At 42.0% G+C, this 20704-nt stretch carries 15 protein-coding genes; all 15 read left to right on the top strand.

All coding sequences use genetic code 11. The features are described 5' to 3' along the window. The first annotated feature begins 151 nt into the window (after positions 1-151). Positions 152-2014 carry a methylmalonyl-CoA mutase small subunit gene (gene mutA / locus NBH15_RS17180; protein WP_128133193.1) on the top strand — a complete coding sequence of 621 codons (1863 nt, stop codon included), beginning with the start codon at positions 152-154 and terminating at the stop codon, positions 2012-2014. Between the two features lie 12 nt (positions 2015-2026). Further along, positions 2027-4177: a methylmalonyl-CoA mutase gene (gene scpA, locus NBH15_RS17175; RefSeq protein ID WP_010800522.1), complete on the top strand. Its 2151-nt coding sequence runs from the start codon at positions 2027-2029 to the stop codon at positions 4175-4177. 88 nt (positions 4178-4265) lie between these two features. Further along, positions 4266-5492, top strand: a complete 1227-nt coding sequence (locus NBH15_RS17170) for a J domain-containing protein (RefSeq protein WP_250823158.1) — start codon at positions 4266-4268, stop codon at positions 5490-5492. Between the two features lie 41 nt (positions 5493-5533). Then, positions 5534-7006, top strand: coding sequence for a glycosyltransferase family 2 protein (locus NBH15_RS17165; RefSeq protein ID WP_250823157.1), 1473 nt, complete (start codon positions 5534-5536; stop codon positions 7004-7006). A gap of 1 nt (position 7007) precedes the next feature. Continuing rightward, a complete protein-coding gene (locus NBH15_RS17160) occupies positions 7008-7988 on the top strand; it encodes a DUF4922 domain-containing protein (protein ID WP_250823156.1) in 981 nt (326 codons plus the stop codon). Beyond that, positions 7985-9283: an MFS transporter gene (locus NBH15_RS17155; RefSeq protein WP_250823155.1), complete on the top strand. Its 1299-nt coding sequence runs from the start codon at positions 7985-7987 to the stop codon at positions 9281-9283. The genes NBH15_RS17160 and NBH15_RS17155 overlap by 4 nt, the downstream gene beginning before the upstream one ends. Before the next feature lie 19 nt (positions 9284-9302). Further along, positions 9303-10145, top strand: a complete 843-nt coding sequence (locus NBH15_RS17150; protein WP_128133197.1) for an ATPase — start codon at positions 9303-9305, stop codon at positions 10143-10145. Positions 10146-10207: 62 nt separating this feature from the next. Further along, entirely contained in the window at positions 10208-11488 is a 1281-nt protein-coding gene (locus NBH15_RS17145; RefSeq protein WP_128133198.1) for an acetylxylan esterase, read from the top strand. Positions 11489-11558: 70 nt separating this feature from the next. After that, the gene (gene murQ, locus NBH15_RS17140; RefSeq protein ID WP_250823154.1) at positions 11559-12380 is read left to right on the top strand and encodes an N-acetylmuramic acid 6-phosphate etherase; all 822 of its coding nucleotides are present in this window, start codon (positions 11559-11561) and stop codon (positions 12378-12380) included. 572 nt (positions 12381-12952) lie between these two features. Continuing rightward, on the top strand, positions 12953-13399 hold the full coding sequence (locus tag NBH15_RS17135) for an HU family DNA-binding protein (RefSeq protein ID WP_250823153.1): 447 nt from the start codon (positions 12953-12955) through the stop codon (positions 13397-13399). A 472-nt stretch (positions 13400-13871) separates the two neighbouring features. Next, positions 13872-14693 carry a hypothetical protein gene (locus tag NBH15_RS17130; RefSeq protein WP_250823152.1) on the top strand — a complete coding sequence of 274 codons (822 nt, stop codon included), beginning with the start codon at positions 13872-13874 and terminating at the stop codon, positions 14691-14693. Positions 14694-14761: 68 nt separating this feature from the next. Next, positions 14762-15724 (top strand): hypothetical protein, encoded by a 963-nt coding sequence (locus NBH15_RS17125; protein ID WP_250823151.1) that lies wholly within the window; start codon positions 14762-14764, stop codon positions 15722-15724. Positions 15725-15734: 10 nt separating this feature from the next. After that, on the top strand, positions 15735-17966 hold the full coding sequence (locus NBH15_RS17120) for a hypothetical protein (protein ID WP_250823150.1): 2232 nt from the start codon (positions 15735-15737) through the stop codon (positions 17964-17966). A 1-nt stretch (position 17967) separates the two neighbouring features. Then, positions 17968-19215 carry a hypothetical protein gene (locus tag NBH15_RS17115; RefSeq protein ID WP_250823149.1) on the top strand — a complete coding sequence of 416 codons (1248 nt, stop codon included), beginning with the start codon at positions 17968-17970 and terminating at the stop codon, positions 19213-19215. Beyond that, on the top strand, positions 19193-20704 hold the full coding sequence (locus tag NBH15_RS17110; RefSeq protein ID WP_250823148.1) for an ATP-binding protein: 1512 nt from the start codon (positions 19193-19195) through the stop codon (positions 20702-20704). The genes NBH15_RS17115 and NBH15_RS17110 overlap by 23 nt, the downstream gene beginning before the upstream one ends.

The following is a 20704-nucleotide window of genomic DNA, read 5'->3' as shown; positions in this document are numbered from 1 at the left end:
TGTCTTCATACAACTAAAAGGCGTTAAAACTGAGCGCAATTTCGTTTATTTTTCATTGTTCTTCCTGTTTATTTATTCTACCTTTGCCATCTGTTATTGAACAATATACTATTGAACAATTACTAATACCAGTATTAAAATAACTAATATTATGGCAGAACTAAAAGAAAAACTTTTCTCAGAATTCGCTCCGGTCACTACTGAAGAGTGGATGGCGAAGATTACGGCTGACCTGAAAGGTGCTCCGTTTGAGAAAAAGCTTGTCTGGAAGACAGGCGAAGGATTTAATGTAAATCCTTTCTATCGTGCAGAAGACATCGAAGGTTTGAAGACTACCGAGTCTCTTCCCGGTGAATTCCCTTATGTTCGCGGAACAAAGAAGGATAACGACTGGAAGGTACGCCAGAACATTGAAGTAACCTGTTTCAAGGAAGCCAACGAAAAGGCTCTTGATTTGCTGACTAAAGGTGTTACTTCTCTCGGTTTCATCATCAAAGGTGATGAAGTGAATGCTGAAAATATTGCAACATTATTAAACGGTATCTGTCCGGAAGCTACTGAACTGAACTTCAACACTTGCAACTGCAAGGCTGAAAAACTGATCGGTATCCTGGAATATATCCTGAAGGGAAAAGACGTAGACCTGAACAAATGTTTCGGTTCTGTAAACTATGACCCGTTCAAGAAACCGTTGGTAAAAGGTAAAGAAAATGGAAACTGGGTAGAAGCTGCATCTGCTGTGCTCAAAGCAGGTCAGGCACTACCAGGTTATAAAGTGTTAGCTGTAAACGCTTTCTACTTCAATAATGCAGGTGCTTATATTACTCAGGAACTGGGTTATGCACTGGCTTGGGGTAACGAACTGATGGCTAAATTGACTGAAGCTGGATTCAGCGCAGACGAAGTTGCCAAAAAGATTAAATTTAATCTGGGTATCAGTTCTAACTACTTCATGGAAATTGCTAAGTTCCGTGCAGCACGTTGGTTGTGGGCTGAAATTGTTGCTGCTTACAATCCAGAATGCAAATGTGCATGCAAGATGAACGCACATGCTCAGACTTCCGAATGGAACATGACTGTTTACGATGCTCATGTAAACTTGTTGCGTTCTCAGACTGAAGCGATGTCTGCTGCTTTGGCAGGTGTCGATTCTATTACTGTACGTCCTTTCGATAAGACTTATCAGACTCCGGACGATTTCTCTGAACGTATCGCCCGTAACCAGCAGTTGTTACTGAAAGAAGAATGTCACCTGGACAAGGTAGTCGATCCTTCTGCCGGTTCTTATTATGTGGAAGTACTGACAAACTCGTTAGCTGAAGTTGCCTGGAACCTGTTCCTGGAAGTAGAAGACAAAGGTGGTTTCGCAGCTGAAGTTGCTAACGGAAATATCCAGAATGCAGTGAATGCTTCCAATACAGCTCGTAAGAAAGCGGTTGCTACCCGTCGTGAAATTCTGCTGGGTTCTAACCAGTTCCCGAACTTTACGGAAGTGGCTGCCGGTAAGATTAAAGAAACTGCTTCCTGCTGCTGCGGTGGTGGTCATTCTTGCGGTGAAGCAACGGTTACTCCTCTTGATTTCTCTCGTGGTGCATCTCAGTTCGAAGCATTGCGTCTGGCAACTGAAAACAGCGGTAAGACACCGAATGTCTTTATGCTGACTATCGGTAACTTGTCTATGCGTATTGCCCGTTCACAGTTCTCAAGCAACTTCTTTGCTTGCGCCGGATATAAGGTAATTGATAACTTAGGTTTCGAAACTGTTGAAGCTGGCGTTGAGGCAGCGATGAAAGCCGGTGCTCAAATCGTTGTTCTTTGTTCTAGTGATGACGAATATGCAGAATATGCTCCTGCTGCTTATAAGGCGTTGGCCGGACGTGCTGAATTCGTTGTAGCAGGTGCTCCTGAATGCATGGAAGACCTGAAAGCTCAGGGTATCGATCAGTTTATCAATGTGAAGAGCAATGTGCTTGAAACATTGAAGGCTTTCAACGCAAAATTAGGAATCGCTTAAGTAGAAACAATTATGAGACCAAATTTTAAGAATATAGATATAAAGAATGCCGGTTTTGCAGCAACCAATGCTGCCGAATGGGCAAAAGCCAATGGCATCGAAGCCAATTGGAAAACACCCGAGCATATCGAGGTGAAACCAGTATATACAAAAGAAGACCTGGAAGGTATGGAGCATCTGCACTATGCATCTGGTCTGCCTCCTTATCTGCGTGGCCCGTATAGCGGTATGTACGCTATGCGTCCCTGGACAATCCGTCAGTATGCCGGTTTCTCTACCGCAGAAGAATCAAATGCATTCTACCGCCGTAACCTGGCTTCCGGCCAGAAAGGTTTGTCTGTTGCATTCGACCTTCCGACACACCGCGGATACGATGCCGATAACGAACGTGTTGTAGGTGACGTTGGTAAAGCCGGTGTATCTATCTGTTCGCTGGAAAACATGAAAGTATTGTTCGCTGGTATTCCTTTGAACAAAATGTCTGTTTCCATGACCATGAATGGTGGTGTTCTTCCGGTATTAGCATTCTATATCAACGCAGGTCTGGAACAAGGCGCTAAGTTGGAAGAAATGGCCGGTACTATCCAGAACGATATCCTGAAAGAATTCATGGTGCGTAATACGTATATCTATCCGCCCGAATTCTCAATGAAGATTATCGCTGATATCTTCGAATATACATCACAGAAGATGCCTAAGTTTAACTCTATCTCTATCTCCGGTTACCACATGCAGGAAGCCGGTGCGACAGCAGATATTGAAATGGCTTATACCCTGTGCGACGGTATGGAATATCTTCGTGCCGGTGTTAACGCAGGTATCGATGTGGATGCATTCGCTCCGCGTCTGTCATTCTTCTGGGCAATCGGTGTGAACCACTTCATGGAAATCGCCAAGATGCGTGCCGCACGTATGTTGTGGGCGAAGATCGTGAAGAGTTTCGGTGCCAAGAACCCGAAATCTTTGGCGCTGCGTACTCACTGCCAGACATCAGGATGGTCGTTGACCGAACAGGACCCGTTCAACAACGTAGGCCGTACTTGTATCGAAGCGATGGCAGCTGCTCTGGGACACACGCAGTCTTTGCACACCAATGCGTTGGACGAAGCTATCGCCTTGCCGACAGACTTCTCTGCACGTATCGCCCGTAATACACAGATTTATATCCAGGAAGAAACAAAGATCTGTAAGGAAATCGACCCGTGGGCCGGTTCTTACTATGTAGAATCTTTGACAAACGAACTGGTACACAAAGGTTGGGCATTGATCCAGGAAATCGAAAGTATGGGCGGTATGGCAAAAGCGATTGAAACAGGTCTTCCGAAGATGCGTATCGAAGAAGCGGCTGCGCGTACTCAGGCTCGTATTGACTCAGGCGTTCAGACAATCGTTGGTGTTAACAAATACCGTCTGCCGAAAGAAGATCCGATCGATATCCTTGAAATCGACAACACAGCCGTACGTAACGAACAGATTGCCAATTTGAAGGTGTTGCGTGAAAACCGCGACGAAGAAGCTGTTCAGAAAGCATTGGCAGACATCACTGAATGTGTGAAAACTAAGAAAGGCAACTTGCTGGAACTGGCTGTTAAGGCTGCCGGCCTGCGTGCATCACTGGGAGAAATCTCTGATGCCTGCGAAGTTGTTGTAGGACGTTATAAAGCAATCATCAGAACTATATCAGGCGTGTATTCATCAGAAACAAAGAAAGATGCCGACTTCCTGAAGGCTTGCGAGCTGACAGAAAAGTTTGCTAAGAAAGAAGGTCGCCAGCCGCGTATCATGATCGCTAAGATGGGTCAGGACGGACACGACCGTGGTGCTAAGGTTGTAGCTACCGGTTATGCCGACTGTGGTTTCGACGTGGATATGGGACCGTTGTTCCAGACTCCGGCTGAAGCTGCCCGCCAGGCTGTTGAAAACGACGTTCACGTAATGGGTGTTTCTTCTTTGGCTGCCGGACACAAGACATTGGTACCGCAAGTTATCGATGAACTGAAGAAGTTAGGCCGCGAAGACATTATCGTTATCGCCGGTGGTGTTATTCCTGCACAGGACTACGACTTCCTGTACAAGGCAGGTGTTGCCGCTATCTTCGGTCCGGGTACATCAGTCGCTAAGGCTGCCGTTCAAATCCTGGAAATCCTGTTAGGAGAAGAATAATAGCTGTAAAGTTTTTATTATAAATAGGAGACTGCGTAGCTTTCGGTGGAGAGTTACGCAGTTTTTTTATTACCATATAAGTATTGATATGAACAAACAAGCAAAACTATTTCAAGATCAGGATGTGGCAAATGATGATTTGTCCCTGACTCCTGTTATTAAAAAGAAAGGAAGAACGAAACTTACCGCTGCCCAGTCTGAGTTCAATCGCCTGAACAGGAAGATAAATGAACTAAAGGCAGAGATCACGTTTATTCCTGAGAAGGAACGAAAAATCAGAACTTTCTATCAGGAGCATGCTAAATCTCTATTTGAGAAAGAGACAGCAATGAAATATGATTATCTGATTTATCTGGATGGAATATATGAAGAAGGAAAACTGAGTAAAACGGATCGGAAAACGCTGATAGATCTTATTGCTGCTGAAAGTGAAGGAGTGACTGACTATATGAATGAGGAGCAACGCTCCGTTATTGTTCCCCTCGTTCATAAATATGAGGAACTCTCATCCGGAATGACTCATGAAGAACTGGAAATGGAAGCAGTACAGGATACGTTGTTCGCTATCCAAATGATGGGTTTTAAACTCAATAAGAAAATGAAAAACGCAAAGACGGAAGAGGAACTGCTCAACGCTTTTAATGATTTAATGAAGAATGAGATGGAGAAAATGGAGGCGGCGGAAGAAAAAGAACAACAGAGGCGTGCAGCCAGAGAGGAACAGAAATCGTCGCAGTCCAGGGAAAGGAAAATGACCAAAGCCGAATTGAATCAGAAATTGCAGGAGGAACAAACTTTAAAGTCAATGCGTGAAATATATCTGGAACTGGTGAAGGAACTTCATCCGGACCGGGAAACAGATGAAACATTGCGTGCACAGAAGGAAGAACGGATGAAACAACTGACGGAAGCATATAAACAAAAAGACTTGGCTTCCTTGTTGATGATGCAGATTAACTGGTTGCAGGAAGAATCGGCAAAGACACCTCAATCGCAGACGGATGAGGTTCTGAAACGTTATAATAAGATTTTGCGTGCACAGTTGAATCGCTTGGAAGAAGAATTTTACCTGATTTGTCAGGCTCCTTTGCCTGGTGTGGAAAATGCTTATACGCAATTGAGAACAGTTCCTTTGAAAGAGATAGATATTCACCTGGATATTCTTTTATCCCAGCAGAAAAACCTGCTGAAAACAGTGGAAGAGTATATGCAAAGCGTTTCTACACTTACGGGAATGCGAGCTTTTCTGAAAAAATACCGGAAAAAACAAAGAGAAGAAGAGCTTTATGATGACTTTTACTGGGAGGAGGATTAATCTTTTTGTTATCTTTACCCGACAATCTTAAAAGTGCTATTATGCAAACAGTAAATTGTTTTTTGCCTTATGTTTCTCCAGCCATGGTGAAACTGACTGTAGACGAACTCAGGAGTACCGGGCTGGTTAATAAAATATATCTTTTAGCTTCTGATTCATTGCAGGCGGAAGCTTGTGACGGTTGCGAAATCCTGCAGGTCGATACGCTGACCGGTACAAATACTTTGCGTACTATTTGGGAACATGCCGATGAGCGGAATGTCTTATTTTATACTGGTACAACTCCTTTGAGGTTCGGACAAAACGGACTGGAGCGGATGCTTTTTGTCGCTGAAAACAGATGTTGTAAAATCGTTTATGCCGATCATTATAAAATATGTAACGGTATCCGGCAGGAACATCCGTTGAACGATTATCAGGAGGGAAGCATACGGGATGATTTTGATTTCGGTCCGTTATTGCTGCTTAATTACGATGAATTGAACTATTATTTCGAATCTCGTAAAAAAATGTTTCCGGAGTATGTCTATGCAGGTTTCTATCTTTACCAGCTCGATGCCTCATTTATGCCGGAGACTATTGTTCATATCCGGGAGTATCTTTATTCTTTTACAGAAGAAGATAATCGGAAAAGCGGCGAGAAACAGTTTGATTATGTGGATCCAAAGAACCGTGAGGTGCAGGAGGAAATGGAATCGGCCTGTACTGTCTATCTGAAATATTTGGGTGCTTTTTTGAAGAAGAAACCTTTGAAGGTAAAGTTCAAGAAGAAAGGTTTCCCTTGCGAAGCATCTGTGATCATCCCTGTCCGCAACCGTGTCCGTACGATTGAGGATGCGATCCGTTCTGTTTTTAGGCAGCAGACCAATTTTGACTTCAACCTGATTATTGTCGACAATCATTCGACCGACGGGACAACAGAGGTTATTCAGCGGTATGCTGAAGATAAACGTCTGATACACCTGATCCCCGAACGTGACGATCTCGGAATCGGCGGTTGCTGGAATGAGGCGGCTGCCCATCCTTCGTGCGGTAAGTTCTGTGTACAGCTTGACAGTGATGATGTGTATAGCGGTCCCGATACTTTGCAAAAGATTGTAGATGCTTTTTATGCGGAAAGTTGTGCAATGGTGATCGGAACCTATAAAATGACTGATTTTGACCTGAATGAAATAGCGCCCGGCATTATCGACCACCGGGAATGGACGGAAGAGAATGGGCGTAATAATGCTTTGCGTATCAATGGACTGGGAGCACCCCGTGCTTTTTATACCCCGATTCTTCGCGAGTTGAAAATGCCGAATGTGAGTTATGGCGAAGATTATGCCATAGGATTGGCTATATCGCGTATTTACCGGATCGGACGTATTTACGATGTCCTTTATCTTTGCCGCCGTTGGGAGGACAATACCGATGCCGCATTGGATATCCGGAAAACCAACGAACATAATGCCTATAAAGACAGTATCCGAACCATTGAATTAGCTACCCGAAGAACGTTAAATCGAAAATGATATGATTGATAAGTCTGAAATGAATGAGTTGAGAGAACGCGTAGAAGATCTTCTCGACGAACAGATAAGAGATTGGGAGTTGGTTCGCACGAATACCTATGCTTTGGCAAACCTTAAGACCCGGAATCTTTGGATAAGAGATTTCCCTGTTATATTACAGTTCAATCCGGAGCGTATCCGTTCATCAGCTGCTAAAACAGACGCTGCTTCTTTGCAGGCACGACCGTGTTTTTTTTGTCACCGGCCGGAAGAACAATATGGTATTGATTACAATGATGCTTTCGATATACTGGTTAATCCTTATCCAATCTCCGGCGGACATCTGACGATACCATTGAAGTGGCATGAAGATCAGCAAATTCTTCCTTATTATGAGGATATGCTGTGCTTGGCACACGATCTTCAGGATTATGCCGTCTTTTACAATGGTCCGAAATGTGGAGCTTCTGCTCCGGATCATATGCATTTCCAGGCAATGGAACGGGGAAATTTGCCGATAGAAGTAAACTATAAAAAGGCTTCCAAGGGTATAGTCTGGGAGGGGCGTAATACGGTTCTTTATGTACTTTACGATTTTATGGCGTCTGCATTTCTGCTGATCTCCAGTGATTTGCGCGAAGCCGATTATGCTTTTAAACAATTATACGCACAACTGGAAATAAAAGAAGGAGATTCTGAACCGATGATGAATGTGGTTACTTGGAAGGATGAGGATGCTTGGAAGGATGAGGATAACTGGATATCCTGTATATTCCCTCGTAAGGAATTGCGTCCGTCCTGTTTTTATGCAGAAGGAGATGCTAATATCCTGATCAGTCCGGCAACGGTTGAGATGGCCGGTCTCTTTATCACCCCTTTAGAGAAGGATTTTGATAAGGTGACGTCTGAAGATCTTGAAACTATTTTGCGGGAAGTAAGCATTTCAGAAGAAGAGAAGAATGAAATAGTACGTAAAATGATACAATCTAGCCCGCGAAAATGAAACTATTAACCGGAAAATCCACAGTATCGTCTCCATGGAGTTGGATACCCACGCTTTATTTTGCGGAGGCCCTTCCTTATGTGGCAGTGATGACGATCTCTGTCATTATGTATAAACGTTTGGGGATCAGTAATACAGATATTGCCCTCTATACCAGTTGGCTTTATCTCCCCTGGGTGATCAAACCCTTCTGGAGTCCTTTTGTCGATTTGCTGAAGACGAAGCGCTGGTGGGTGGTTACCATGCAGTTTTTGATAGGTGCAGGACTGGCGGGTATTGCCTTCACTATTCCGATGGATTATTTCTTTCAGGTGACCCTTGCTGTCTTTTGGTTAGTGGCGTTCAGTTCTGCGACGCATGATATTGCAGCTGACGGTTTCTATATGTTAGCGCTGGATTCGCATGACCAGGCATTTTATGTCGGGATACGAAGTACATTTTACCGTATCGCAACTATTGCCGGACAAGGTCTGTTGGTGATGCTGGCAGGTACTTTGGAGGAAAGTACCGGAAAGATACCGCTGGCCTGGTCGGTCACATTTTTGATCCTGGCAGGTCTATTTATCGGGCTATGCCTGTATCATAAATATATATTGCCGACACCCGAATCGGACAGGCCGGCTGTCGCTGTGACGGCTTCTACCCTGTTTAAAGAATTCTTTGCTACATTTGTTTCGTTTTTTAAGAAGAAACAGGCCCTGATTGCGATCCTGTTTATGCTACTATACCGTTTCCCGGAAGCACAACTGGTAAAACTGGTCACTCCTTTCCTGATCGATCCGCGTGATGTAGGAGGACTCGGATTATCAACGGCAGAGATCGGCCTTGTTTATGGAACGATCGGGATCATCGGGCTGACTTTAGGCGGGATCATCGGAGGTATTGTTGCGGCACAAGGCGGACTGAAGAAATGGCTTTGGCCGATGGCGCTGGCTATTACTTTGCCGGATCTGGTCTTTATTTACCTGAGCAGTGCCCTGCCGGAGAATCTGCTTATTATAAATGTATGTGTCTTTATGGAACAGTTTGGGTATGGATTCGGCTTTACGGCCTATATGCTGTTTCTTATTTATTTCTCAGAGGGCGAACATAAGACGGCTCATTATGCTATCTGTACGGCATTTATGGCTTTAGGTATGATGTTGCCGGGAATGATTGCCGGCTGGTTGCAGGAGCAGTTGGGATATGAGCACTTTTTCTGGTGGGTGATGGGATGCTGCCTGATCACTTTGGCAGTGACGGCTTTCCTGAAGATTGATCCTGCATTTGGCAGAAAAGACAGACGTATTGATTGATTTTATAATAAAGTGAAATATGATATTGATAGCTGATAGTGGGTCCACGAAGACTGATTGGTGTGTGGTAGAGAATGGTGAATCTATCCTCCGTTTCAAAACACGGGGTACGAATCCTTTTTTTCAGACAGAAGAGGAAATCGGGAAGGAGATAGAAGCCGGCCTGCTACCTTCTCTAAAAGGTTTCAAACCTTCAGCTATTTATTTTTATGGAGCAGGATGTGCTTTTCCGGAGAAGAATGATATGATCAGGCGGGCCGTCAACCAGTATCTGCCTGTTCCGGTAGAGGTAGGGAGCGACTTGCTTGCGGCTGCCCGTGCCCTGTGCGGAGATCAGCCGGGGATTGCCTGCATTATGGGGACCGGTTCCAACTCCTGTTATTATGATGGCAGGGAGATTGTAAAGAATGTCTCTCCTCTGGGATTTATCCTGGGCGATGAGGGGAGTGGTGCGGTATTGGGGAAATTATTGATTGGTGATGTCCTGAAAGACCAGTTGCCTCCGGCCCTGAAAGATCAGTTCCTGACACAATATGAGTTGACCCCGGCCCTGATTATGGACAAGGTTTACCGGCAGCCTTTCCCTAATCGTTTTCTGGCAGGATTTTCTCCTTTTATACGGGAGCATCTGGATGAACCGGCTATCTGGGAGTTGGTTACCCGTAGTTTTCTGGCTTTTTTTACCCGGAATGTGAAACAGTACGATTATTTTGAACAGCCTGTCCACCTGGTAGGTTCGGTAGCCTGGTATTATCAGGATGTATTGAAGGAGATGGCGTTTGATTTGGGAATCCGTCTGGGGATGGTCGCTCGAAGTCCGATGGAAGGACTGATTGCATATCATGGCCAATCAACGCTTTGATATCTGATAGATCGTATTTATCTTTGTTGTGTTTGTAATCTTATATTTAATAAATTCTCAAGATGAAAAAAGTGTTATTCTCATTCTGCTTCCTTCTGGTATTGCTGGTAGGAAGTTCGTTAGGGCTGGAGGCTCAGCCGGCCCAGAAATTGGTCAATGTGGTGGTATCTCCGGATCGGACAGACTGGAAATACAAACAAAAAGAGGAAGTTACTTTTACTGTTCAAGTCTTTAGAAATGAAAATCTCCTGAAAGACGTGGTAGTTGATTATGAAGTGGGGCCGGAGTATTTCCCCGTAAAGAAAGAAGCGGATGTGCTTTTGAAAAATGGTAAAACAACATTAAAAGGCTCCATGAATGAACCTGGTTTTTTGCGTTGTAAGGTCATAGCAAAAGTAGATGGTCGTAATTATGAGGGAATGGCTACGGTTGCCGTAGATGAAGAAAGAATCCGGCCGACAACCGCTGATCCGAAAGATTTCGACAGTTTCTGGAAGCAGGCGATTGAAGATGCCCGTAAAACCTCTCTAGACCCTAAAATGGTATTGATGCCGGAAAGATGTACATCTACGCAAAACGTTTATCATGTCAGTTTTCAGAATGAGCGTCCAGGGTCCCGTATGTATGGTATTCTGGTTGTCCCAAAAAAGGAAGGGGTATATCCGGCTATCCTCCAGGTTCCGGGTGCCGGTATCCGTCCGTATAACGGCATGAATTTAGGGGATGATGTTATCACATTAGAGATCGGTATTCATGGAATTCCGGTAAATATGCCCCAGGAAGTATATAATAACCTGGCATCTGGTGCTTTGAACGGATATCCCGGGATCAATAAGAATGATCGTGACGCCCATTATTACAAACGGGTGTATCTCGGTTGTGTGAGAGCGGTGGATTTTATTTTCTCTTTGCCTGAATTTGACGGTTCGACTGTCGGTGTAACCGGTGGTAGCCAGGGAGGAGCGCTTTCTATCGTTACGGCAGGATTGGATCCGCGTATTAAGTTTCTGGCAGCATTCTATCCGGCCTTATGTGATTATGCCGGTTATTTACATCAGCGTGCCGGTGGCTGGCCTCATTATTACCGGAATGCAAAACCTGGTCCGAATGAGGTGGAGACATTAGCTTATTTCGATGTGGTTAATTTTGCCCGTCGCGTAAATGCACCGGGATGGTATAGCTGGGGATATAATGATGTGACTTGTCCTCCAACTTCCATGTATTCCGCTTATAATGTCATTCCGGGAGCAAAAGAACTACATCTTTATCTGGAAACTGGTCACTGGACTTATCCGGAACAAAATATGGCACGGTTCCAATGGTTGAAAGAAATGTATAAGTAAGAAGAGGTTCGCAGACATAAATTTTGTTAGTTTTGTATCTGTTTAGCAACATACATAATACATATTTAATATGTCGTTTACTAAGATAACAGAGCAAGACTCATTATATAATAATCTGGAAAGCAAGTCGGTCCGGGAATTACTGGACGATATAAATACGGAAGACCAGAAGGTCGCGTCAGCAGTCCGGAAAACGATACCTAAAGTTGAAGAACTTGTGTTACAGATCGTCCCCCGGATGAAACAAGGGGGACGTATCTTTTATCTGGGCGCCGGCACAAGCGGACGTCTGGGCGTACTTGATGCTTCGGAGATACCCCCTACTTTCGGAATGCCGCCAACCCTGGTGATCGGACTGATCGCGGGTGGAGACAAAGCGCTTCGTAATCCGGTAGAAAATGCGGAAGATGATCTGAACCGCGGTTGGGAGGAATTGCAGGAGCATCATATCACAACAAAAGATACAGTAATCGGCATTGCCGCTTCCGGGACGACTCCCTATGTAATAGGAGCTTTGCGCAAGGCACGTGAGCAAGGAATCCTGACAGCTTCCATTTCCAGTAACCCGGATTCTCCGATGGCAGCGGAGGCAGATGTAGCCATTGAAATGATCGTAGGTCCGGAGTTTGTTACCGGCAGTTCGCGAATGAAATCCGGAACAGGGCAAAAGATGATCCTGAACATGATCTCTACTTCGGTAATGATCCAACTGGGACGTGTAAAAGGCAACCGGATGGTAAATATGCAACTTACCAACCAGAAACTGATCGACCGTGGGACACGGATGGTCGCTGAGGAACTAGGATTGAATTATGGTCAGTCGCAACGGTTACTTCTGATGTACGGCTCGGTAAAAGAAGCGGTCGATGCTTATCGAAAGGCTTCCATATAAAGTAGAGCTTTGAACAACCCCTACACAGGTAAAAACTACTTATTAAGTAACCCCCTTGGCTACTTAATAAGCAGAGGTTTGTCTACTTACTAAGCAGATGAAGGTCTACTTACTAAGTAGTTTTCTGTTTTCTTGATAAAAAGAGATATATTGCTAAAAAATGTTATTCCTTAAAAAGAAGACAACGGCATATTTGTTTATTAATAATCCTGTTTGTAAGTTTGCCGTTCGTAACGGGAGTAGCAATTCTGATTGCTTGATGAAGCGTTCTAAATAGAAGCATCATTCATCTTAATGATGGAACATTTAAAGTCGATGGTACGTTATCGAGGAGAAGTATCATTTTTCAGCCTTTCTTCTGGTGGTTTTAAATTCAATGATTAAGTTAGCCTTAACGAAAACTTTTCTCTCCCGTAAAATCAATTTTTGTTGCTGCCCGCAAGCAGTGTGGAGAATGTTTGTGTTTTCATACAGTTTGGGTGGGGTAGATTTATCCGAGTTAGCAAGAATGTAGGAATAAATATGTGAGAGTTAAATTCTTGTAGCTGTTTAACTCATAAGCAAAAAAGAGTATGGCTTTACGAGTTAGAAGAGTGAAAAAAGCTTTCGGTTTTGATAAAACGAAGACCGAAAAGTATGTGCTTGTCCCTGACCGGGCAACAGTAGTTAAATTTGAGGCTCTTTGCGAGCAGGTCGCTACGGTCTCTGGTATTAATCTAGGACTGGTTCAGTCCGTGGTATATGGGTTGGTGAAATCCATGACGACTTTCATCCGTCAAGGCCACTCCGTGCAAGTGGCTGGTTTTGGAACTTTTGTCCCCTCTTTCAATGCGAAGAGCAGTGTGGCGGAAGAGGCGGTGAATGTTTCTTCCATCCACAAAGTAAAACTGCGTTTTCTTCCCAGTGCGGAATTGAAGGCGGTGATGAACTCGATGGAGTTTGAGTTCGACGTGGTGGATAGTACAAAGGATTCCAAAACAGCTTCCGATGATGGAGATGATAGACCTGAGATAGAATAAGAGCGGTCTAGGGAAGTAAACGGAAAGCCCCTGCCTGATAGTAAGAAAACTATCGAGGCAGGGGCTTCTTTTGTTTGGTTATAATAAAATACCTACTTTTGAAGAAATAATATTCTCATAGAGCGTTGCATTGTAAAAGAAAAACGTATCTTTGCCTCATCCGGCGGGAGAAATCGCCGGTATAGATAAGAATGCGTTTTTTGCTTTATCCTTGATTCGAAATCGCCAATTTCAAGCAAAGGGATAGAGACAATGTGACGCTCATTCTGTTTTGTATATGTACTTGGTATGTATTCCTCATACCTATACATAAACATACAGCGTGGGAATATTGTTTCTTCGTTCATTTTTGCGAGGCGTTTGGCGATGCCTGAATCAGATGAACAGCAGGACAAGTCTCACGCTTCTTTGCATATATGTATGTTAGCCTGAATTTGGGGACTTGGTGGGCGGGAAAGAGATGCCTGGGAGTATGGGAATAAGTGATAAAAATCTTACCAAAAGTGTAGTATTAAGTGGAAATGCGCAACCGGAAATGAAGAAAACAATAGGTTCATTAACTGGTGCGGCTGTAAATTCATTAGAAAAAGATCGAGCGATATTTGATGGTTGTTGGGAACAGTATGTTACTCATAAGAATGAGATTTTATCTACATCCGAGCAAATAGATTTGTTTATACAAAAAGTATCGTACAATCAAATTACGAATAGTGGAATAAAGGCTAAATTTTTATTTCTTACTGCTCTTTGCCTTTATGAAGCAATTGACAAACAACCTCAAAACGGGCAATCTTATTATTCACAAGCATGCGACTTGATTCATCAAGCCATTCGATATAGCGATGAGCTTGAATATCATAAATTACAAGCTTTGTTAATGGATAAAATTGGCACTAACAGCATTCCGGGAACAAAAGATTATGATGGTATATTGAGTGAGTTTTGTTATGGGCAAGATACTGCTTTTTTGATGCCGGATTCATTCTATGCAAATCGATTAAACAATGTGATCAGTGCGAAAACAAAAGTATATAAACAAAGCAAGTTGAGTGAAGAGATTCGGCATTTTGCTCTAAGCTCATTATGGAATCTTCCCATTCTTCTATATCTTATATATAAATATCACATTTATGTTCCACCAACCGGTTGGTTTTCGTTTACATGGACTCCCTTCTATTGGGTAGGGATTGGCATATTCGGTCTGATTTATTTGGGTTATATCCGTCGTTTCTTTAGGCAGATGGTTAAGGATGATAATGTATGGAAAAATGAGATGTTTGAATTATATAAATAATGAGAAATAAAGTAATTATGCAATAAATCAAAGACTATTTAATAATAAAAGATTAAGAACAAAATTATATGCAAACAAAACAAACCTTGGCCTCGCTGTTTGGAGCAAACAAACAGGCATTAGCAAAAGAGTTAACAGGTTTAATGTTACCGAAAGATGTAAACAAGATTCAAAGCGTTGTTACCAACTACTTTGATTCATTGTTTAATCAAGGTGGAGAATATCGGCAGAATCTTTCAGTCTCGGAAGATTATATTTTGCAGGCTGCATTATCACTGCTTAAAGCACAGCAAGAAATGGGTCGAAAGTTGACGGAAAAGGAGATTGAGATAAAAACTTCTTTTGCAGAAGAAAAAAAGAATCAAATAGAGAGTAATCCTATTGAAATGTTCTTATCTCAAAAGTTAGATGGTACAAAGACACTGATCGGTGCAGGTGGCGGTGCTGTATTTGGAAAAATGGCTTTAGGTAGTGGCTGGGGAGCTGTATTTGGTGCGATTGCCGGAACTGCTATTGTTCTTTATTTGGCAACAAAATCCGGTAAAAAGAATGTGGGCGAAAATGCAAAAGCAATTACAACTAAGCCAAAAGTAGAAGCTACAATTGTAAATACGGAGATTGATGTAACTACATTCTTGAATATCATACAACAAACTTGTGATAGTATTGATTCATTGATCAGTACTTTCCGTAATCAAATACAGAAAGTTGTCAATAAATATGAATCGCAGGAAAAGCCGACATTAGAAAGAGATTATAGTCTTTTATTGGAAAGTATTCAGTCTTTATTAGGGGTGGCTTATTCTCAACAACCGGATGGTAGACGATTGACTAAAATGGATGAACGGATCGAACAAGTTGTTGATTCATTGGGAAGCTATGGATTAGAAGTCGTTTCCTTTAGCGAAGACAAAATGAGTTGGTTTGAACAGATGGAATCAACTAAGGTTGATACTCCAACCATGATATATCCTGCAATTATAAAGAATGGGATTTTAGTTAAGAGAGGTAAAGTGTTTGTGAAAGCTTAATTTAAAAATTATGGGAAGATATACAGATACCCCGACTAAAACTGTAATTAGGTTAGCGAATAACGGAGATAAAGATGCTTGTATGGAATTGTCATTGAGATATTCTACAGGTACGGCAATTTTAGAAAAAAATTATTCTAAAGCAGAATATTGGAGAAAACAATCTTATATTGATAGAGATGATTACCAAGCTAAAACGCAAAATAGAACAAAAGATTATGATTATTCAGAAGGGAATAATGACTATTCAATAAGTGACTTTAATTTAATGAAGAATATGCAAGTTGATAGAAAGTATGATTGGGCAATTATTCCCGATAAGAATAAGCATAAATATGTGATTGGAATCGACTTCGGTCATGGTGAAACTTCTGCGGCTTTTTGTCCGATTGGTTGGGATTTAGCCCGGGGAGATTTAGAGATAGTAAAGGATATAGACTTTGGTTCCAATCGTAAAGTTCTTCCTACTGCTATTAATATACAGCCGGATGGTCAAGCGTTTTTAGGAGAAGCCGCTTTTTCACCAGAAAGATTAAAAAAGGCAATAGTTGAAGTTTTATTTAAGAAAAAACCGGAGAATATTAATGGTGAAAAAGAACAGTTGATGATTCGCTATATGCACGAAGTCTACGCGCTCATCCGAGAAAAGAATGGAGCGTTATTCAGTGATAGCAACCATCTTATTTATATTGCTACACCTTCCGGTTGGGATGAAAAAGCTAAAAATCTCTATGGACAAATGGCTGCTAAAGCCGGTTTGCCGATTGCAGGTATTACTTCAGAATCTCGTGCGGCTTTTATAAAGGCACAGTTAGATACAACTTCTGGACTTCCCCAATACATATCACAGGGAGCTATCGTTTTTGATATGGGGTCAAGTACTTTAGACTTTACATACTTGAGAGCAGGAAATGCTCCGATAGACTTTGGGTATGATTGTGGGGCTTCACAAGTAGAAAAGTTAATGTATGCGGATATTCGTGGTAGAAACGAAGATATTGTTGCATTCGAGAAACAATATCCAAAACTGATTGCCACGTTGTTATATGAAACTCGATGTGCCAAAGAAAATATTTATTTTGATCCCAATATCCGCTATAAGAAAACTGTAAATTTTGAAGATATTGTTGATGATGAAGAATTTGAGGATTCAAAGATGAAATTTGTGTTTCAGCCTGGAGAGTTGAACCTAATGTTAGAGACAAAGGGGTATATTTCAGAAATTCGCCAAGCTATGCTTGATTTTAAAAATAATCATGTTGGCAGAAATCCCATAAAAGCTGCATTCTTAACAGGTGGGGCTTCTCGTATGGATTTTATTCAAAAACTGATAGAAGATTGTTGGGGACTTCCAATAGATTTAGTATATAGAGATCAAGATCCATCTTTAACCATTTCAAGAGGTGTCGCAGAATTAGCAAGAAGTGATATTCGGTCAGGAGGAGTTGGTAATACCAAACAATTGTTGAATGATATTGTCGTCGAATCAAATATTTACACTCCATTTATAAATTCATTATGTGATAAATTATCCGATGAAATTATTGGAACGGTAGGTGCTTGCGTAACGAATTTCAGAGATAATGATACGGATGTTTCCATCAATGACTTGCAAGCCTATATTGAAGAAAATATAAGCGAAGATCTCAATCAAGTAGGAGATTGGGCGATGGAATGTTACAAGGAAGCTTTCGAAAATCAAACAAAAGAGATTCGTGATCGACTGGATAAAATCGTAAGTAACTATTCACAACAAGGAATTCAAATGGGAAGTTCTCAAGTTACCCTGTCTTCTTTACCTGATATAGATATGAGTATCATCGCAGAACAAATGCGTCAGTTGAGTGCTAATTTTACCGATGGCTCTTTAATGAGCGGATTGGTTACAGGTATCGCTGGAGCTGCGGTTGGAGGGGTTATCGCCATGTTATTAGGTGGTCCGTTGGCTTGGTTAATAGGTGGAGGTGCCCTTCTCGCCAACTGGTTCTTTGGGAAAGAAAAGACAGAAGAACAGAAACGACAAGAAGCGTTGGCTAAAGATTTGGATCGCGATCAACGGCAACAAGTGTTTGATGAGTTTAATAACAATTGGGATGACATTTGTAATAAGATACGAGGATCTGTTGAACAATCCCTTCGTAGTAATTACATGTTACAACAAACGATCCAATCTCAAAGCAAAGCTACAATTGAGGCTTATGTGAAAGAATGTATTGAACAAACACGTTTAATGGTAGAATAAGATGGAGAACACAGCAACACCTATGGTGCCAGAAAGTATGGCTAAAGTATTAGCAGCAACTTCCATTTCCCAGTCATTGTCTTTCTGTATGGAACGAAAGTATTTGGAAAAGATTGATAATGCCAATCTGAATCCTTATTTTGCTTTAAAGGAAGTCACATCAACCAGTAAGAACAATGTTTCATGGTTGGAAATCACACAGATTGGGAAACCATTGGAAGAGAGTGCGGAGAATTGCTTTACGGCGATGCAGAAGATACTTTATTCCTGTTTCATGCCTAAAGAAACTCAACTGTTATTCTTGATCACAGGAAGTGAAAAGCGGAATCGATTGTATTTGGGAGTGCGTCCGATGAGTATCGGTATCAAAAAGAATATCACTAAATACCTATCTGAATTTATGAAAGGTGTGTGGCCGGGACTGCAATGTCATACCATAAAAGACGAATCGGAAGATGAGGGGTTGCAAACCTTTTCTTCACTCATACAAAAAGATTCATTGGAGTATGTTTATGCCCTGACCGGAATACCCTCGATGGAAAGCCAATATAAAACGACTTACCCGGCAACCATTGATAAGCTGATGGCCGGGATGAATCAGAGCAAACATTATGCCTATTTAGTGGTTGCTGATCCCATAGAGGCGAATGAAATTGATGCTATGCTCTTCCAATGCAGAGAAATGAACGGGCAGGCGGAATCCTTGAAATCATTCAACGTGACAGAAGGTCGTTCACAAGGAAGTTCCAATTCTCATTCTGTAACGGATGGAACATCTACATCAGAGAGCATCTCCACTCAAAAAAAAGACTATTCCAAATTAGGAAAATTAGCCATGCAGGGAACAGGTATCGCTTTGGCCGCATCGTTTTTCCCGGCTGCTCAATCTGTTTTGGAAGGAGCTACAGAGGTTGGTGGACAATTGGTTGCCGGAGCTGTTTCCATGATGGGATTGGGAATTGCTAATTCTTTGGTTGGCTCATTGACTCCTACCAAAACAACTGGTTCTACAACAGGAACTAATCATTCGGTTTCAGATTCTATTTCTACTAATGAAGGACAGTCGCAAAGTTTGAGCCGGAATATTGTGAACAAACATATCGAATCGGTATCTGAACACCTGTTCTATCACAGTAAACGTTTGGAAACAGGCAAGGCCATCGGTATGTGGAAAGTCGGGACTTATTTGTTGGCGAGCAAAGAATCGGACATTAAGGGGGGGGGCTATGCAATTGCGTTCGATCCTTAGTGGGCAGGAATCTATCTTTGAGCCGATTCGCATAACGGATATTAGTAACGTGATTGAAGCGGAACAATCCATAGGACGTTTTCAATCACCTATTATCCGGGTGGATAGTACTTCAAACAACAAACCGTTTGATCACCCTTTAGGCAATCATTTCAAAGAACTTAAAACAGTTCTCACTACCAAAGAACTTTCTTACTTGGTTAACTTTCCGTTGCGTTCCGTGCCCGGTATCAGTGTGATTGACAGTTCACCTGAGTTTAGCTTGAATTTACAAGAAAAGGAAGAAGATAAAACTATCGGGATCGGGAAACTACTTTATGGAGGTTCTCCTACCAACATGGAATATCATATCCCGACAAGTTCATTGTCTCGACACACGTTATTATCCGGTATCAATGGAAGTGGAAAGACAAATACCGTACAAGCCATTTTGAATGGCATCAAAGGCGAAATCCCTTTTTTGGTGATTGAGCCGGCAAAAACAGAATATGTGGATTGGGCATTGCAATATAACAAAGAACATTCGGAAAATCCAATCGACATTTATATTCCCGGTTGCAAGAAATATAAGACAGGTTTTGTTCCCCAAAAGTTGAAATTAAATCCGTTTGAGTTGGTTTGGTTGAATGAAGAACAGGTACCGAATGTATTGACACACATCGACCGTTTGAAATCTACTTTTGCCGCAGCATTTCCGATGTATGATATTCTTCCGGTCTTAATGGAAGATCTGATTTATACCATATATCAGAACAAATCAACAGATTGGTTAGGTGGAGAACCCAAATTCGGGGTAACTTTGCCACCCACATTAAATAGCATGAGTATAAGCGTGGATAAAGTTATATCCAATCATCAATATGAAGAACGTATCGAACGAAATATGAAAGCATGTCTCAACACTCGTATTGATAGTTTGAAACGGGGGTGGAAAGGAGAAATGTTGAATACAGTCCATTCAACTTCTTGGAAAGAATTGTTTGATAAGCCATGTATAATCAATTTGTCTTATGTTGGGGATGATGGGGATAAGTCTTTCTTTATGGCTTTGATTTTACAATTCTTATATGAATATCGTGCGGCTTTAGCTGAAATTGGACAAGTGGATTTCAATGACAATAGTTGTAAGCATCTTACTGTTATAGAGGAAGCTCATCGGGTAATGGCAAAATGCGACAATCAAGAGTTACCTCAATATAAATCGGCCATGATGTTCTGCAATATGCTTTCAGAAATTCGTGCATACGGTGAAGGTATGTTCCTAGTGGATCAAGTGCCGACAAGATTGATACCGGATGCTATCAAGAACACGAACTTAAAGATCACTCACCGATTGGTTGCCGAAGATGATTGCAAAGCCATTGGTGAATCGATGGGATTGAGTGAAGAACAGCGGAAGGTGATTGTCAAATTGATGACCGGGCAATGTATTGTTTCCAGTTCGTTATCGACTGATACTTATTGGATACAGGTGGATAAAATAAAGTAA

This window comes from Parabacteroides caeci (assembly GCF_023656795.1).
GTDB classification, from domain to species: domain Bacteria; phylum Bacteroidota; class Bacteroidia; order Bacteroidales; family Tannerellaceae; genus Parabacteroides; species Parabacteroides segnis.
This window is presented reverse-complemented; position numbering and strand designations above follow the sequence as displayed.

Excerpts from the sequence above, each read along its gene's own strand:
- mutA (WP_128133193.1), top strand. The coding sequence starts at position 152 with ATGGCAGAACTAAAAGAAAAACTTTTCTCAGAATTCGCTCCGGTCACT.
- scpA (WP_010800522.1), top strand. The coding sequence starts at position 2,027 with ATGAGACCAAATTTTAAGAATATAGATATAAAGAATGCCGGTTTTGCA.
- NBH15_RS17170 (WP_250823158.1), top strand. The coding sequence starts at position 4,266 with ATGAACAAACAAGCAAAACTATTTCAAGATCAGGATGTGGCAAATGAT.
- NBH15_RS17165 (WP_250823157.1), top strand. The coding sequence starts at position 5,534 with ATGCAAACAGTAAATTGTTTTTTGCCTTATGTTTCTCCAGCCATGGTG.
- NBH15_RS17160 (WP_250823156.1), top strand. The coding sequence starts at position 7,008 with ATGATTGATAAGTCTGAAATGAATGAGTTGAGAGAACGCGTAGAAGAT.
- NBH15_RS17155 (WP_250823155.1), top strand. The coding sequence starts at position 7,985 with ATGAAACTATTAACCGGAAAATCCACAGTATCGTCTCCATGGAGTTGG.
- NBH15_RS17150 (WP_128133197.1), top strand. The coding sequence starts at position 9,303 with ATGATATTGATAGCTGATAGTGGGTCCACGAAGACTGATTGGTGTGTG.
- NBH15_RS17145 (WP_128133198.1), top strand. The coding sequence starts at position 10,208 with ATGAAAAAAGTGTTATTCTCATTCTGCTTCCTTCTGGTATTGCTGGTA.
- murQ (WP_250823154.1), top strand. The coding sequence starts at position 11,559 with ATGTCGTTTACTAAGATAACAGAGCAAGACTCATTATATAATAATCTG.
- NBH15_RS17135 (WP_250823153.1), top strand. The coding sequence starts at position 12,953 with ATGGCTTTACGAGTTAGAAGAGTGAAAAAAGCTTTCGGTTTTGATAAA.
- NBH15_RS17130 (WP_250823152.1), top strand. The coding sequence starts at position 13,872 with ATGGGAATAAGTGATAAAAATCTTACCAAAAGTGTAGTATTAAGTGGA.
- NBH15_RS17125 (WP_250823151.1), top strand. The coding sequence starts at position 14,762 with ATGCAAACAAAACAAACCTTGGCCTCGCTGTTTGGAGCAAACAAACAG.
- NBH15_RS17120 (WP_250823150.1), top strand. The coding sequence starts at position 15,735 with ATGGGAAGATATACAGATACCCCGACTAAAACTGTAATTAGGTTAGCG.
- NBH15_RS17115 (WP_250823149.1), top strand. The coding sequence starts at position 17,968 with ATGGAGAACACAGCAACACCTATGGTGCCAGAAAGTATGGCTAAAGTA.
- NBH15_RS17110 (WP_250823148.1), top strand. The coding sequence starts at position 19,193 with ATGCAATTGCGTTCGATCCTTAGTGGGCAGGAATCTATCTTTGAGCCG.